This is a genomic window from Bacillus pumilus (assembly GCF_024498355.1).
GTDB classification, from domain to species: domain Bacteria; phylum Bacillota; class Bacilli; order Bacillales; family Bacillaceae; genus Bacillus; species Bacillus pumilus_P.
This window is the reverse complement of sequence record NZ_CP101833.1, coordinates 281382-293742: the sequence shown is the minus strand read 5'-3', so window position 1 is coordinate 293742 and position 12361 is coordinate 281382. Positions and strand designations below refer to the sequence as shown.

The 12361-nt window shown below is 37.7% G+C and carries 13 protein-coding genes; 7 read left to right on the top strand and 6 right to left on the bottom strand.

From position 1 onward, the window contains the following. Window positions 1-17 precede the first annotated feature (17 nt). Both NPA43_RS01635 and NPA43_RS01630 read right to left on the bottom strand, forming a co-directional pair. Window positions 18-797 carry a glucose 1-dehydrogenase gene (locus NPA43_RS01635; RefSeq protein ID WP_256499268.1) on the bottom strand — a complete coding sequence of 260 codons (780 nt, stop codon included), beginning with the start codon at window positions 795-797 and terminating at the stop codon, window positions 18-20. A 116-nt stretch (window positions 798-913) separates the two neighbouring features. Beyond that, window positions 914-1342, bottom strand: coding sequence for a cell wall hydrolase (locus tag NPA43_RS01630; protein ID WP_256499267.1), 429 nt, complete (start codon window positions 1340-1342; stop codon window positions 914-916). Between the two features lie 538 nt (window positions 1343-1880). On the opposite strand from NPA43_RS01630, the gene NPA43_RS01625 reads away from it, so the two are divergent. From NPA43_RS01625 to NPA43_RS01610, 4 genes are all read left to right on the top strand, one after another. Then, window positions 1881-2942, top strand: coding sequence for a DUF4352 domain-containing protein (locus NPA43_RS01625; protein WP_256499266.1), 1062 nt, complete (start codon window positions 1881-1883; stop codon window positions 2940-2942). 989 nt (window positions 2943-3931) lie between these two features. After that, window positions 3932-4819: a S8 family peptidase gene (locus tag NPA43_RS01620; protein WP_256499265.1), complete on the top strand. Its 888-nt coding sequence runs from the start codon at window positions 3932-3934 to the stop codon at window positions 4817-4819. 14 nt (window positions 4820-4833) lie between these two features. Next, window positions 4834-5700: an SAR2788 family putative toxin gene (locus NPA43_RS01615; RefSeq protein WP_256499264.1), complete on the top strand. Its 867-nt coding sequence runs from the start codon at window positions 4834-4836 to the stop codon at window positions 5698-5700. Between the two features lie 16 nt (window positions 5701-5716). Then, window positions 5717-6268, top strand: a complete 552-nt coding sequence (locus NPA43_RS01610; RefSeq protein ID WP_256499263.1) for a hypothetical protein — start codon at window positions 5717-5719, stop codon at window positions 6266-6268. 56 nt (window positions 6269-6324) lie between these two features. On the opposite strand, the gene NPA43_RS01605 is transcribed toward NPA43_RS01610, so the two are convergent. Continuing rightward, window positions 6325-6582 (bottom strand): hypothetical protein, encoded by a 258-nt coding sequence (locus NPA43_RS01605; protein WP_256499262.1) that lies wholly within the window; start codon window positions 6580-6582, stop codon window positions 6325-6327. Between the two features lie 39 nt (window positions 6583-6621). Here NPA43_RS01605 and NPA43_RS01600 point away from each other — a divergent pair, with 39 nt between their 5' ends. Continuing rightward, window positions 6622-7173, top strand: coding sequence for a hypothetical protein (locus NPA43_RS01600; protein ID WP_256499261.1), 552 nt, complete (start codon window positions 6622-6624; stop codon window positions 7171-7173). A gap of 56 nt (window positions 7174-7229) precedes the next feature. On the opposite strand, the gene NPA43_RS01595 is transcribed toward NPA43_RS01600, so the two are convergent. Continuing rightward, window positions 7230-8405, bottom strand: a complete 1176-nt coding sequence (locus NPA43_RS01595; protein WP_256499260.1) for an ABC transporter permease — start codon at window positions 8403-8405, stop codon at window positions 7230-7232. Then, window positions 8405-9145, bottom strand: a complete 741-nt coding sequence (locus NPA43_RS01590) for an ATP-binding cassette domain-containing protein (protein ID WP_256499259.1) — start codon at window positions 9143-9145, stop codon at window positions 8405-8407. Before NPA43_RS01590 ends, NPA43_RS01595 begins: the two co-directional genes overlap by 1 nt. Before the next feature lie 161 nt (window positions 9146-9306). Between NPA43_RS01590 and NPA43_RS01585 the strand changes: the two genes are divergently transcribed. Then, a complete protein-coding gene (locus NPA43_RS01585; RefSeq protein WP_099726154.1) occupies window positions 9307-10008 on the top strand; it encodes a LytR/AlgR family response regulator transcription factor in 702 nt (233 codons plus the stop codon). Window positions 10009-10019: 11 nt separating this feature from the next. Then, complete coding sequence (locus NPA43_RS01580; protein WP_256499258.1) at window positions 10020-10985, top strand: sensor histidine kinase; 966 nt, start codon at window positions 10020-10022, stop codon at window positions 10983-10985. A gap of 38 nt (window positions 10986-11023) precedes the next feature. On the opposite strand, the gene NPA43_RS01575 is transcribed toward NPA43_RS01580, so the two are convergent. Next, window positions 11024-11953 (bottom strand): aldo/keto reductase, encoded by a 930-nt coding sequence (locus NPA43_RS01575; RefSeq protein ID WP_099726156.1) that lies wholly within the window; start codon window positions 11951-11953, stop codon window positions 11024-11026. Window positions 11954-12361: the final 408 nt, after the last annotated feature.

The following is a 12361-nucleotide window of genomic DNA, read 5'->3' as shown; positions in this document are numbered from 1 at the left end:
GGACGGATGTTTTTCTATTAATCATTCATTTGAGAAGGATAAAGCGTCATTCCTCCATCCACAAATAATGTGGTGCCTGTGATATAGGCAGCTTCTTTGGATACGAGGAAAGCAGCGGCGGACCCAATCTCCTTCGGATTACCAAAGGCTCTCATCGGAATCTTCTCGAGCTGCTTTTGTTTTTTCTGTTCATCCTGCAAATCATCATTCGATTCGGTTGCCATTGTACCTGGTGCAATCGCATTGACCCGAATACCCGCTTCAGCATAATCAAGAGCCAGCGTCTTCGTCAACATATTCAATCCGCCTTTTGAAGTGGAATAATGAACATTGAACGGGCGCGGAATCTCCTGATGTACGCTGGATATATTTAAAACCGATCCTTTGATGTCATGCTCCATCATATAGGAAATTGCAACCTTTGCTCCTAAAAATGAGCCTGTGATATTCACATCAATAACTTTTTGCCATTGGTCCAGTGTCATCTCATGCGGCATCGCTTCTTCGCCGTTAAAACCTGAATTATTGACGAACACATCCACTGTACTGAAATGATCCAGTGCCGTATCCATTATGGCTTGAATGCCTTCCTCTTTGGAGACATCAGCATGTACTTTCACCGCTTGACCTCCGTGCTGCTGAATGGCTTGTACTGTCTCTTCAGCTCCATCTTCATCGCCTTTATAGTTCACAACCACATTCATTTGCTCTTGTCCCAACCGCAATGCGATGGCTTGTCCAATTCCTTTTGAGGAACCTGTGACAATGGCTGTTTTCCCTTTTAAATCTTGATACATCTTCATTTCCTCCAATCACGCGCTTCACCTTGTTGATACACAATAGTTACCCATTTTGAAAAAAAGAAAAACACAATCCCCCGACTTCGTTCTGAGGGATTGCGCTGACCATCAAACTAAAAGGTATTATAGACATTTTCACATGTTTCTGCTGTCGGCTCATAAAAGCAATGGGACTTATACCTTGCCACAAATGGCTGGTTATACCACGTGGGCGGACAATCTCCAGGCGGCTTAAAATACCAAAGGCTGAATTTCGCAGGCCAAAATCGCTCTCCGTTGATATTCCTCCGCGCAAGTGCTTTTTCAGTTTCTCGTGCCCGCTGATAAAAGTAACCATGCGTAACCGCTTCAAATGCATGCTCCTGATAAATCATTTGTGGAATCGTACGCAGCCCTTTAAAGTCAGAGCAGTTGGCACGCAAACGATTGATGCCTACATTTCCTACAAGCAGCATCCCTTGCTTCCCTTCACCTTCTGCTTCCGCTCTTAGCAGTCTGGCCATTAAATCAATATCAGAGCTTGTCGCTCTTACCACTGCCATACATCCACCTCCTTCTCATTTCTCTTTTATTTTATGTGGCATTTCTGTGTAGATGACTGCCATTTTGACATGAAAAAGCACGTTCAGTGTCGACAGCCTGTCTATACATCTCAAGATTTCGCTGGACATGTGTCTCTCTGTCAACAACACACAAACCATGCAACCATACACATAGCAGGAAAAAATATTCATTACCATAGACTCATTTACAAGTCATAAAAATCCTTCTAATTGCTGCAACTTCTTCAAAAACAGTCATTTGAACCTATTCAATAATCCGACTCAAAACCTTAAAATATAAAATGTTGAGTTTTTACAGGAGATAACAAACAATAAAATACAAGTTTCTCCTCTCAACTTAGTGTCATTTTTACTACTTGAAGCTGATCAACCTTCGAAACGCACTAAGGGATTGACAGTACTTTCGCTTCATTCAACAGTAAAAAACATACAGTATTTTTCTTTTTGTGCAAAAAGAATGATATGAACTAAAGCTTTCCAATGAATTTCACCATAAACCCGAGGAGGAAAACATGTCATGTTTAAAAAGAAATTATCCCTGTTTCTTCTAATTTTGTGTGTAACTGTTGTCGCTGCTGCTTGTAGTGGTGGAAAAGACAAAACAGCTGCGAAAGAAAACGATACAAAAAAATCCCTTGATGCAGCAGAAATAAAGGTAGAAAGTGCTGAGTACACATTACCACCTCAATACGATACATCTGTACAAGACGATCAGTATGTGCTAAAAGTGAACGTATCTGTGAAAAACATCAGCAAAGAGCCTCTTAATGTTGATAAAAGCAACTTTACGCTTTACCAAGATGACGCACAGGTGTCTACGATCTCTCCAGATGACTACAACGAAGTATTATCTACAAGTTCTCTAAATGCAGGAAAAGTATCAAAAGGCGGTCTTTTCTATGTTGTTGATAAAGACAAAGACTATCAACTTGTTTACACAGAGCCTAGTACTGGATCGAAAAAAGATGATAAAACACTAGAATTCGATATTAAAGGAAAAGACTTAATGAAAAAAGCAGATACACTTCAAGCATCTGCAAAAGCTCTTTCTTCTTATATTGATGTCATGATTTTTGGTAAGAAAAACGACGATTTCGAAAAATTAACTGGTGATAACAAATCAACAGTTGTGAACGAATTTGATAAATCATTCAAACAGGGCTATATCTCTTCATCTGGTATTTCATCTAGCGCAGCGAAAGACGAAAACCTTGATAAGCTTCTAAAAGCTGTGAAAGAAACATTAGCTGAAAAAACAAAAGTATCAACAAAAACAAAAGCCATCAGTGGTGATAAAGCAATCGTGACTGTGACCCTTACACCAATTGATGCAAGTCCGCTTGTCGATCGTTTGAAAGAGAAAGCAACTGAGTTCTACAGCAAAAACCGTACAGCGTCTTACGATGATGCACAAAAATATTTACTCTCGATCTACCCAGAAGAGTTTAAAAAATTAGGACCATCATCTTCTGAAGAAACAGTAGAAGTTAACATGAAGAAAAATGACATCGACCAATGGAAACTTGATTTGAACGATTACAAAACAAGCTCATTAGTTGAAAAGTTCATCAAGAACTAACAAAAAACCCCCAATGCCGGGGGTTTTTTTGTTATGATTTATAATCTGGCTTGGCGAACGTGAACCCCCTCTATCATAAAAAACCAGAATATAGTCAAGTTATCTTACCCTTGACAACATTTCTTTCTATAATCAGTGTTCGATTTCTTTAGCTTGATCACTATGAGATATTCAATCCTGATTATTCTTTTTTGTACTTAAGATTTTTTTCTGCTTATTTGTGTTAAAGATGAAATGTAAACTCGAAGTAAAAAAATGTACTCCTCATTCTTTATTTCTATTGAACTATATTATAAATCTAGCTTCTTTCCTAACTCATTATAAAAGTAAACCATCATTTTCATTCACCAACTCTTTTTTTCTATTTAAATTATTCCTTAATAAAACTCTTCGAAATATAAATAATTCCATTTTAATAAAATATTCAAAAAAAGGTTCTATATGCTCATTTTAAGGTAATTTTAAACTTTTTATCATTGTTATTATGCTAGAATTAGTAACCACATCAAAGAGAAAATTTACCATGAAATTAAATCATTTTTTAAGGTAGTTTCAGTTTTAACTGGATCAATCGTTACTCTTAGTTCTTTATCATCTTTAACTAGTTTTACTAATTCTAAAAAGCTTAATGATCTTGTCTAATAAAATGTCTTAGCTTCTGAAACCTTCGAATGTATAGATACTAATGTGAACTAAATAATATTGTTTATCCAACAATTCAAATCTCGAAGATGAAATATTAATAGACCTACTATAAGTGAGTTGACAAAAGAGGAAAAAAGTTATGTTATCAAATACTCGATTAACAAAAAGAGTTATCTGAATGTTGTCGAAAAGATCTTATTTAGAGAAACATTAGTGATATCTTTCATGAAAATTCAGAAACATACCAAGACTTATTGGGGGGTAAGATCGATTATTATTAAAAAAGAATCAAAATCTAAATAAAAAAGGGTAGGAGGAAATGATTATTGAAAGAGTGAGAAAATATGACTGATAAAATTCTAAAGTTAAAGAAATGGTTCATTTTATTTGTTTTTATAATGGTGATTTTATACTTTGGAGTGTTTAGTTTTTTACTAAAAGATGATTTAAAAAATGAAACTATTAGTACGAGAGAATTAAATGAAAAAATTAAAGTCGCGGTTTTAGATAGTGGAATAAATAAGAATCATAAAGATTTAAAAGGTAAGATTGTAAAAGAATTTAATCCGATAGATTCATCCATTGAGTTTGAAAATAAATTAAGTCATGGTACATCAATCGCAGGAATAATTACAGCAAACAAGACTGACAGTGAAGTTACTGGGGTTACACAATATGTCGAACTATATTCTGTTAAAGTGATCAAAAATGATGGAAAGATTGAAAGACAGGGTTTTATAGATGGTTTTAAGTGGGCTGTATCTCAAAATGTAGATATTATTAATTTAAGTTTAGGTTTTCAAAAAGATTTTCCCGAATTAAGGGAGTTAGTGGACGATGCCGTAAAAAAAGGGATTATTATTGTTGCTGCTAGTGGTAATACTTATGGTTTAAATAGTCAATTTCCAGCTCGATACGATAATGTTATTTCTGTCGGGGCAATTGATTCAAAGAATAAAGTACCACAATTCTCTGCTATAGGAAAAGTTGATTTTTTTGCACCCGGTGTTAATGTTTTATCGTTAAATAATAAAGGAGGAAATTCTGTTTATACAGGATCTTCTTATTCGGTAGCTTACATAACGGGCGTAATTGCCAATTTTCTTTATAAAGAGAAAATTAATAAAGATGAAAAGAGCTTTTCACAGGTTTATACCTATCTGGAGAGTTCATCTACAGAAATGCTGGATAATAAAAGTAAGATTATTCAGGGTTTCAATTTTAAAAAATAACGGAGGGATGTTATATGTGGTTAAAAGTTAAAAGTAAAATTATAATATTACTGGTGTTTTTATTAGTTGCTAGTCTATTTCCAAGCAATCATACCAAGGCAGAAGAAATTAATAATAATATGATTGTTGATGAAGAAGTAGTTTCAGAGATGTTAGAAGATAGTTTATCTGAAGAAAATATTTCTGTTGATAATTTTGAAGTATCAAGTGATGAATTGGTTTTAGATACTTCAATGAACGACGCGGAAGGAAATAAGGTTGAAGCGACTCTCAGTGTAGAACCTGGTGCAGATAGTTTTAATTTAACTACAAGAGAATTCAATGAAGTCGGTGAAGAAGTATCAAAGGAATATGAAATAAAAATTAATCAATTTAAAGACGATGAGTTTGAAGCGACTTTTGAAGATGTTGAAACAGAGGAAGTTTTCACCTATAATTCAGAGGAAGGTACAGCTTCATTCGCCTTTTTAATACCGGTAGGAATAGCAATAACACCTGCAGTTATGACTGCTTTATTTCATACTGGTGCGGTGATTGTTGTTGCAGGAGCTGGTTATGTAATTGCTACAGAAGCCAACAAGCACAGGTCTAAAAACAAAAAAAAATATAATCATTATGAAGCTGTTATCCGAGGTGGAGTATATGTTGGAAAAGGACTAAGTAAATCGCAAGCAATCGCTAGAATGAAGTCAAAAAAGGATATTTGGTCTATTTCTTCTAGTCAGGCAGAAGTTGTTGCAGCTGGAGCTAATACAAAAGGTAAACCATTTAAAGAAGTAGATAGATACAACGGTAAACCGAAGAAAGGTTATTATTATCACTGGCATCCCTATAAAAGAACTCCAAAAGCTCATTCATTCTACGGAGGTCCTGTTAAATAGTTAATAGAGGTGAATAATGTATAATTACGAAAAGCTATATAAACAGTATTTATATAAAAAAGATCAATTGATTTTTACTAAAGAACAAGTCGTTGAGATGATAACGTCTAAATTTAAAGCTAGAGAATTTTCAAAAACAAAGATTTTAGATTTAGTAAATGATGATCACTTTGAATATACTAAGATATATAAATGTTTTGTCATTGATGATCCGAGTCTATTGATTCAATTGTTTTCGAATGAGGAAAAAAAGGAACATCGTGAACAAGTACTTCATAATCGTCTTCATCCGTTAAACCCTAAAAGAGTCAAAGAATGGGAGTATAATCACTTATTGCTTGATGAACAAGAAGGTAGAAGAATTGATATCATTTTAGAAAGTAAAGATGGATTATATGTTTCAGAATTTACCGTAAGAGATAGTTGTGAAAAGCTTAATAGATATATAAATGCTTTAATTGTAGGTGCACTTATTGAAAATGGGTTAGCAGAATATCCAGATGATATTCATGACGAGTATTTTCAATTTTATTTAGAGAACTTGGATATATTCGGTTTTTTAAACTGAAAAATACGGTGATCGGCATTTACCTGAAAACGCCCTCTATGATAGAGGGCGTTTCTTTATTTGGCAAGCATCCATTTTTCTTTCATAAACAAACTTCTCACGATGACAAACAAGATAATCACTGTCAGCGCCGAGGAGCCGAGCGTCAGCGCAATCGACATTGGGTCAACGATGACAAACATCAATTGCTTACATAGTACGTGAATATTAAGGAATAGGATAGCAAAGTAATACGTATCTAGCTGCGTAGTGCCTGCTCTCATGGTATTATTATCACTGGCATCCCTATAAAAGAACTCCAAAAGCTCATTCATTCTACGGAGGTCCTGTTAAATAATTAATAGAGGTGAATAATGTATAATTACGAAAAGCTATATAAACAGTATTTATATAAAAAAGATCAATTGATTTTTACTAAAGAACGAGTCGCTGAGATGATAACGTCTAAATTTAAAGCTAGAGAATTTTCAAAAACAAAAATTTTAGATTTAGTAAATGATGATCACTTTGAATATACTAAGATATATAAATGTTTTGTCATTGATGATCCGAGTCTATTGATTCAATTGTTTTCAGATGAGGAAAAAAAGAATCATCGTGAAGAAATACTTGATAATCGTGAACATCCCTTAAATCCCAAGAGAGTCAAAGAATGGGAGTATAATCACTTATTGCTTGATGAACAAGAAGGTAGAAGAATTGATATCATTTTAGAAAGTAAAGATGGGTTATATATTTCAGAATCTCAAGTAAGAGCTAGTTGCGAAAAGCTTGATAGGTATATAAATGCTTTAATTGTAGGTGCAATTATTGAAAATGGGTTAGAAGAATATCCAGTTGATATTCATGACGAGTATTTTCAATTTTATTTAGAGAACTTGGATCAATTCGGTTTCTTAAACTGAAAAATACGGTGATCGGCATTCACCTGAAAACGCCCTCTATGATAGAGGGCGTTTCTTTATTTGGCAAGCATCCATTTTTCTTTCATAAACATGACTCTAACGGCCACAAATAAGATAACCACAACGAGCGCAGTAGAGCCTAGGGTGAGTGCAATCGACATTGGATCAATGATCCCAAACATCATTTGTTTGCATAGTGCGTGAATATTAAGGAATGGGACAGCAAAATAGTACGTATCTAGCTGCGTAGCACCTGCTCTCATGGTAAAGAACATTGGGATCACACCTAGTGTAATGATCATGGACATGTACGACTGTGCTTCTTTCACTGAGCCTGAAACCACACTGAGCAGCAGTTCAATCATCGATACCATGAAGGAGAAGATGATGAGCGCCGCAAACATGACGGCGATAATGCTCCACATTTGATCACCAAAGTTCAGTGCTTGTTTTAGCTTTTCTGTAAAAAGCAGCGTGGATAGAAGCAGCATGCCGATCGCCACAATTCCACTTAAAATACCGAACATGGAGACAGCAAGCCATTTTCCTATGAGAATCTGGAGTCTGCTGGCAGGTGTCAGGAACAATGCTTCAATCGATTTTCGGTCTTTTTCACCCGCTACAATATCAAGCGCAGCTGGCAAAGCGCCTGAGATGACGGAAGTTACTAAAATCATAGGAAGGAGAATCGACAAAAGCATAGCGGTCATTCCGTTTTCCCCTTCTTCGCCTTCTTCTACATCAACGGACTGTACCTCAAACGGATGAATAACGGACGTGTTGATCTGATCGTTTGCTAAACGCTTTTCCACCACTTGGTTTTGGTACTGCTCCAGCAATGATTGCAGCATTTGAACCGCTATGACCGAATCATCGTCCGTTGTATACCCATGGATTTTAATTGCAAATGATTCTTGATGCTGAAGCATTTCGTCAGCCTCTTTCGGCATTTCCAGGTAAGCATTTGCCTCACCGTCCTTGACAGCTTGCTGCGGGTCATCAAATGTTTCAAGATGAATGTTTTTGACCTCTTTGATCATTTGATTCATTTCGGATGGAAGCTTTTCATTGACTGCGACCGTATAGGTTTCATCCCCTGGATCTGCGATCATGCTTTCATAGAAGAACACTAGTCCAAGCATCGTCAAAAGGGGTATCAGCACTGTTAAGAGGAGCGTTTTCCGGTCCCTTAACGCATCTGTCATTTCTTTTAAAAATACGGTTTTCCACATTATGAAATCCCCCTTGCGAGCTTCGACATAAAGATATAGTTCAAGTCTTCACTTTGTTCCTGTGCGTATAATTCTGGAAGTGTTCCTTTGTACACAAGCTCTCCTTGATGAATCATCATGACACTGTCACAAAGCAGACTGACTTCTTCCATGATGTGGCTTGAAAATAGGATGGTTTTATTTTGCTGTTTAAGCTGATGAATAAAATCTCTGAAAATATTACTTGACGTGATGTCTAAGCCTGTTGTCGGTTCATCAAATAAGATAATGTCAGGATCATGAATCAATGTTCTGGCAATCGCCACCTTTTGTTTCATCCCCCGTGAGAATCCTTTCACCCTGCGATCCATATATTGTCTCATTCCGAACCGCTTTGCTAAATCCTCTATTCTTGCTTTGATTTCATGCTGATCTAAGCCATATAATTTCCCAAAGTATTCAAGGTTTTCTCGAGCCGTCAAACGGTCGTAAAGCCCCGTCTCTCCGCCAAATAAGACACCAATTCGTTTCTTCACTTCTGTTGCTTCTTTTACTGTATCAAAGCCCGCAACATTCACGGTTCCATGAGTAGGCTCTAATAAAGTCGCAACGGCGCGCAATAATGTGGTTTTTCCTGCACCATTTTCTCCTAGGATGCCAACGACTTCCCCTTCCTTCACGGAGAACGTCATATGCTTCATCGCCTTCACGACTTTTTTCTTATCTTTAAACCAGCAGCTGCAATCGCTGAGAGTAATCATTTGGTTCGCCCCTTTCGTCTTTCTAAGTCTATGATAGAAAAAATGAGGCCTGCCTGACATAAAAATGTCGCGAAACGTCCTTTTTCTGTCTTGAAATGATCGATTTTAAAAAAACAAATGGTAAAATAGACAAATAATAAGAATGGTCATAGGTGATTTTTATGATAAAAGTAGGTCTTGTCGATGATTACCGAGTGGACTTAGAAAAGCTGCACGCCATTCTCGGCAGAATGGAGGCTGTTGACATTGTCTTTGTCACGCAGTCAGCAGAGGATGCATACGAGAAGGTCAAACAGGGAGACATTGATCTGTTGTTTGCAGACATTGAAATGCCTGGAATGTCCGGCTATGAATTAGCGGACCTCATTCACTCTCACGCACTGAATGTCGATGTTGTATTTGTGACAGGAAACAGCGGATATGCGGTCCATGCGTTTGATTTGAATGTACATGATTATATTATGAAGCCATACCACGCCGATCGAATCGCCAAATCCTTAGAGCGCTACATGTCAACCAAGCAGGAGAAAAGCATTCATGGACGGCTTCTCATCAAGCAGCAGTCAGATATCCATGTGCTGCAGAAGAAGGATGTCATTTTTGTTGAACGAACCGGCCGATCAACGACCATTGTCACAACAACAGGAGATATCCAAACGTACCAGACATTAAACGAGTTAAAGGGCGATTTAGCTGAGAAGGATTTTATCCGTTCCCATCGCTCGTTTATCATCAATATTCATTACATTAAAAACTTTTCGGCGTATGCCAAAAATTCATTTGTCGTGTCTTTTGAAGGCACTGATAAAAAGGCCATGATGACCAAGCAGCAATTAGAATACTTTAAGAAATACTACTTTTAAGGAGAACGAACGTGAACGCTTACTATCTTGGATTCCGCATATATGCTCTCATATGGTTAGGTCTTGCGTTTCAAGCAACTGCTGAAGCTTTTCTTCCGGTGGCGTCAGTGGTTTTGTGGCTCCTCACCTTTTGTGTCATTTGTCTTTATACATTCTTCATGTACAAAAGGTTTTGGCCTAGTATCAGTGGATACGTGATATTAGGCGCTTTTGTGCTGATCACCTGCGCAGGGCTTTCTCTTTTTCTGACTCAAGGGAATGGGCTGGGCCATCTTTTGGCTTTCATGATCATGATCACAGCAGATCTCCTTACATTGACGATGATGCAGACGGAGCGCCGGTTAAACGGACGGCTTCAAGAGCTGACAAACGCAGAATCGAGAACCAATGAATTGCTGCTTGAGCTGCGCAGTAAACATCATGAAACAGCCAGACATTTAAATGCCTTTTCCGCGTCGAAAGACGAGCATGATATCAAGGATTTGATTCAACAATACGTCAAACATTTCCCTTGGATCAAAGGGGAAAACGCTTATCTGGCCTCAACCCTTCATCCCTTTTTCCAGCGGGCTGAAAAAGAGAACATTGCACTTTCCGTAGATCTTCAAGCACCATTTTCTTCTCTTCCATTTTCTAAGGCTGATCAGGTGAGTTTTACTGGCAACCTGCTCGACAATGCCCTTGATGCAGCAATTGAAGCGAAGCAAGCCGGGAAAGAGGGCAGCATCTCGGTCACGACCTCTATACGGAGCGGGCTATTTTTGATCCATTGTGAAAACAGCACAAAAGGAATGGAGAAACACGTATTAGATCATTTGTTCAAAACTTTTGGCCGTTCCACAAAAGGCGGCGATCACCAAGGAATGGGGACTTATATCATCCATCAGCTTGTTGAAAAAGCAGACGGTACGCTTGATTTCACTTACCGTTCTCCAAATTTTCGGCTCGTGATCAAAATCCCTCTCACGATGACATAAAAAAATAAGGTGCAGCTGCGCACCTTATTTTTTATATATTAAGAGAAGATCTGGTCGATTTGGTTGATTTCCTCTTTTGTTAATTGAACATCGTTTGTTTTTAGGTTTTGCAAGACTTGCTCTGCTCGTTTTGCACCAGGAATAATGGCATCAATGCCGTCCTGCGCTAAAAGCCAGGCCAGTGCTACGTGTGCCGTTTCTGCGTTCTTTGATTGTGCAATGACCTTCAGCTTGTCTACTTTTTCGAGATTTTGAAGGAACGCATTGCCTTGGAAAAGCGGGTCCTTTGCTCGAATGTCATCAAATGTCGCATCCTTCGTAAATTTTCCAGTCAACAAGCCTGATGCCAACGGAAAATAAGGAATAAAGGAAATGCCATGTTCGACGCAGTATGGGAGAAGATCCTGCTCCGCCTGACGTTTCAGCAGAGAATACTCCGATTGAAGTACGTCTAAGTAGCCATCTCGGTTAAAGACTTGAAGCTGTTCAAAATCAAGATTTGATGCACCAATTGCCCTGATTTTCCCTTCATCCTTCAATTCCTTTAATGTGCCTGCTACTTCATCCAACGGCGTGCGGCCGTCAGGGAAATGCATATAGTACAAATCAATATAATCTGTTTGCAGTCGCTTCAGGCTATTTTCGACCTGTTCTCTTAAGAAATCGCGGCTATTATCAAGTTCAATTTGCCCGTTTACTTCTTTATGAGCTCCTTTTGTCGCAAGGACAAGCTCCTCTCTGCCGCCTCGTTTGGCAATGATCTCACCGATCAATTCTTCTGAACGGCCCAGCCCATAAATAAAAGCAGAATCTAAGAAATTGACACCTTGATCAAGAGCCGTTTCCACAAGCTCCCGTCCAGCATCTTCACTCAAATTCGGGAATAAATTATGCCCACCTACCGCATTCGTACCAAGCCCTATCGGATTCACCTGTAAATCAGTTCGTCCAAGCGTTACCTTTTTCAAAAGCTCATCTCCCTTATCTGCTTAATCATCCTTATTTTCCCATGAATCATTTTCAAAATTCAAGTATCCTGCTCTCTGAAAATCAACCTGCAGGTGGACGTCGCGAAAATAGGTGAAGATACACTAAAACGAAAAGCGGAGCTTCTCATGACCATCAAAATCGTCATCATCATCCTGCTCCATATGACAGTCAGCTCCCATGTATAAGATTTGCTGATGGTCTTCGCATATGCCCTGGCATTACCAATTGGCAATATGATCGGATCGTGGTCTTCGTGATCCGTCATCTTCTTGTATATAACTATTATCTCTCTTTCAAGATTTTTCATTAAAAGCATCTAAAAATAAATCTATAATCAATTCTTTTTTACTAGTCTTTTCCTCTCATCACCTTCTTATATTCATATA

Excerpts from the sequence above, each read along its gene's own strand:
- NPA43_RS01635 (WP_256499268.1), bottom strand. The coding sequence starts at position 797 with ATGTATCAAGATTTAAAAGGGAAAACAGCCATTGTCACAGGTTCCTCA.
- NPA43_RS01630 (WP_256499267.1), bottom strand. The coding sequence starts at position 1,342 with ATGGCAGTGGTAAGAGCGACAAGCTCTGATATTGATTTAATGGCCAGA.
- NPA43_RS01625 (WP_256499266.1), top strand. The coding sequence starts at position 1,881 with ATGTTTAAAAAGAAATTATCCCTGTTTCTTCTAATTTTGTGTGTAACT.
- NPA43_RS01620 (WP_256499265.1), top strand. The coding sequence starts at position 3,932 with ATGACTGATAAAATTCTAAAGTTAAAGAAATGGTTCATTTTATTTGTT.
- NPA43_RS01615 (WP_256499264.1), top strand. The coding sequence starts at position 4,834 with ATGTGGTTAAAAGTTAAAAGTAAAATTATAATATTACTGGTGTTTTTA.
- NPA43_RS01610 (WP_256499263.1), top strand. The coding sequence starts at position 5,717 with ATGTATAATTACGAAAAGCTATATAAACAGTATTTATATAAAAAAGAT.
- NPA43_RS01605 (WP_256499262.1), bottom strand. The coding sequence starts at position 6,582 with ATGAATGAGCTTTTGGAGTTCTTTTATAGGGATGCCAGTGATAATAAT.
- NPA43_RS01600 (WP_256499261.1), top strand. The coding sequence starts at position 6,622 with ATGTATAATTACGAAAAGCTATATAAACAGTATTTATATAAAAAAGAT.
- NPA43_RS01595 (WP_256499260.1), bottom strand. The coding sequence starts at position 8,405 with ATGTGGAAAACCGTATTTTTAAAAGAAATGACAGATGCGTTAAGGGAC.
- NPA43_RS01590 (WP_256499259.1), bottom strand. The coding sequence starts at position 9,145 with ATGATTACTCTCAGCGATTGCAGCTGCTGGTTTAAAGATAAGAAAAAA.
- NPA43_RS01585 (WP_099726154.1), top strand. The coding sequence starts at position 9,307 with ATGATAAAAGTAGGTCTTGTCGATGATTACCGAGTGGACTTAGAAAAG.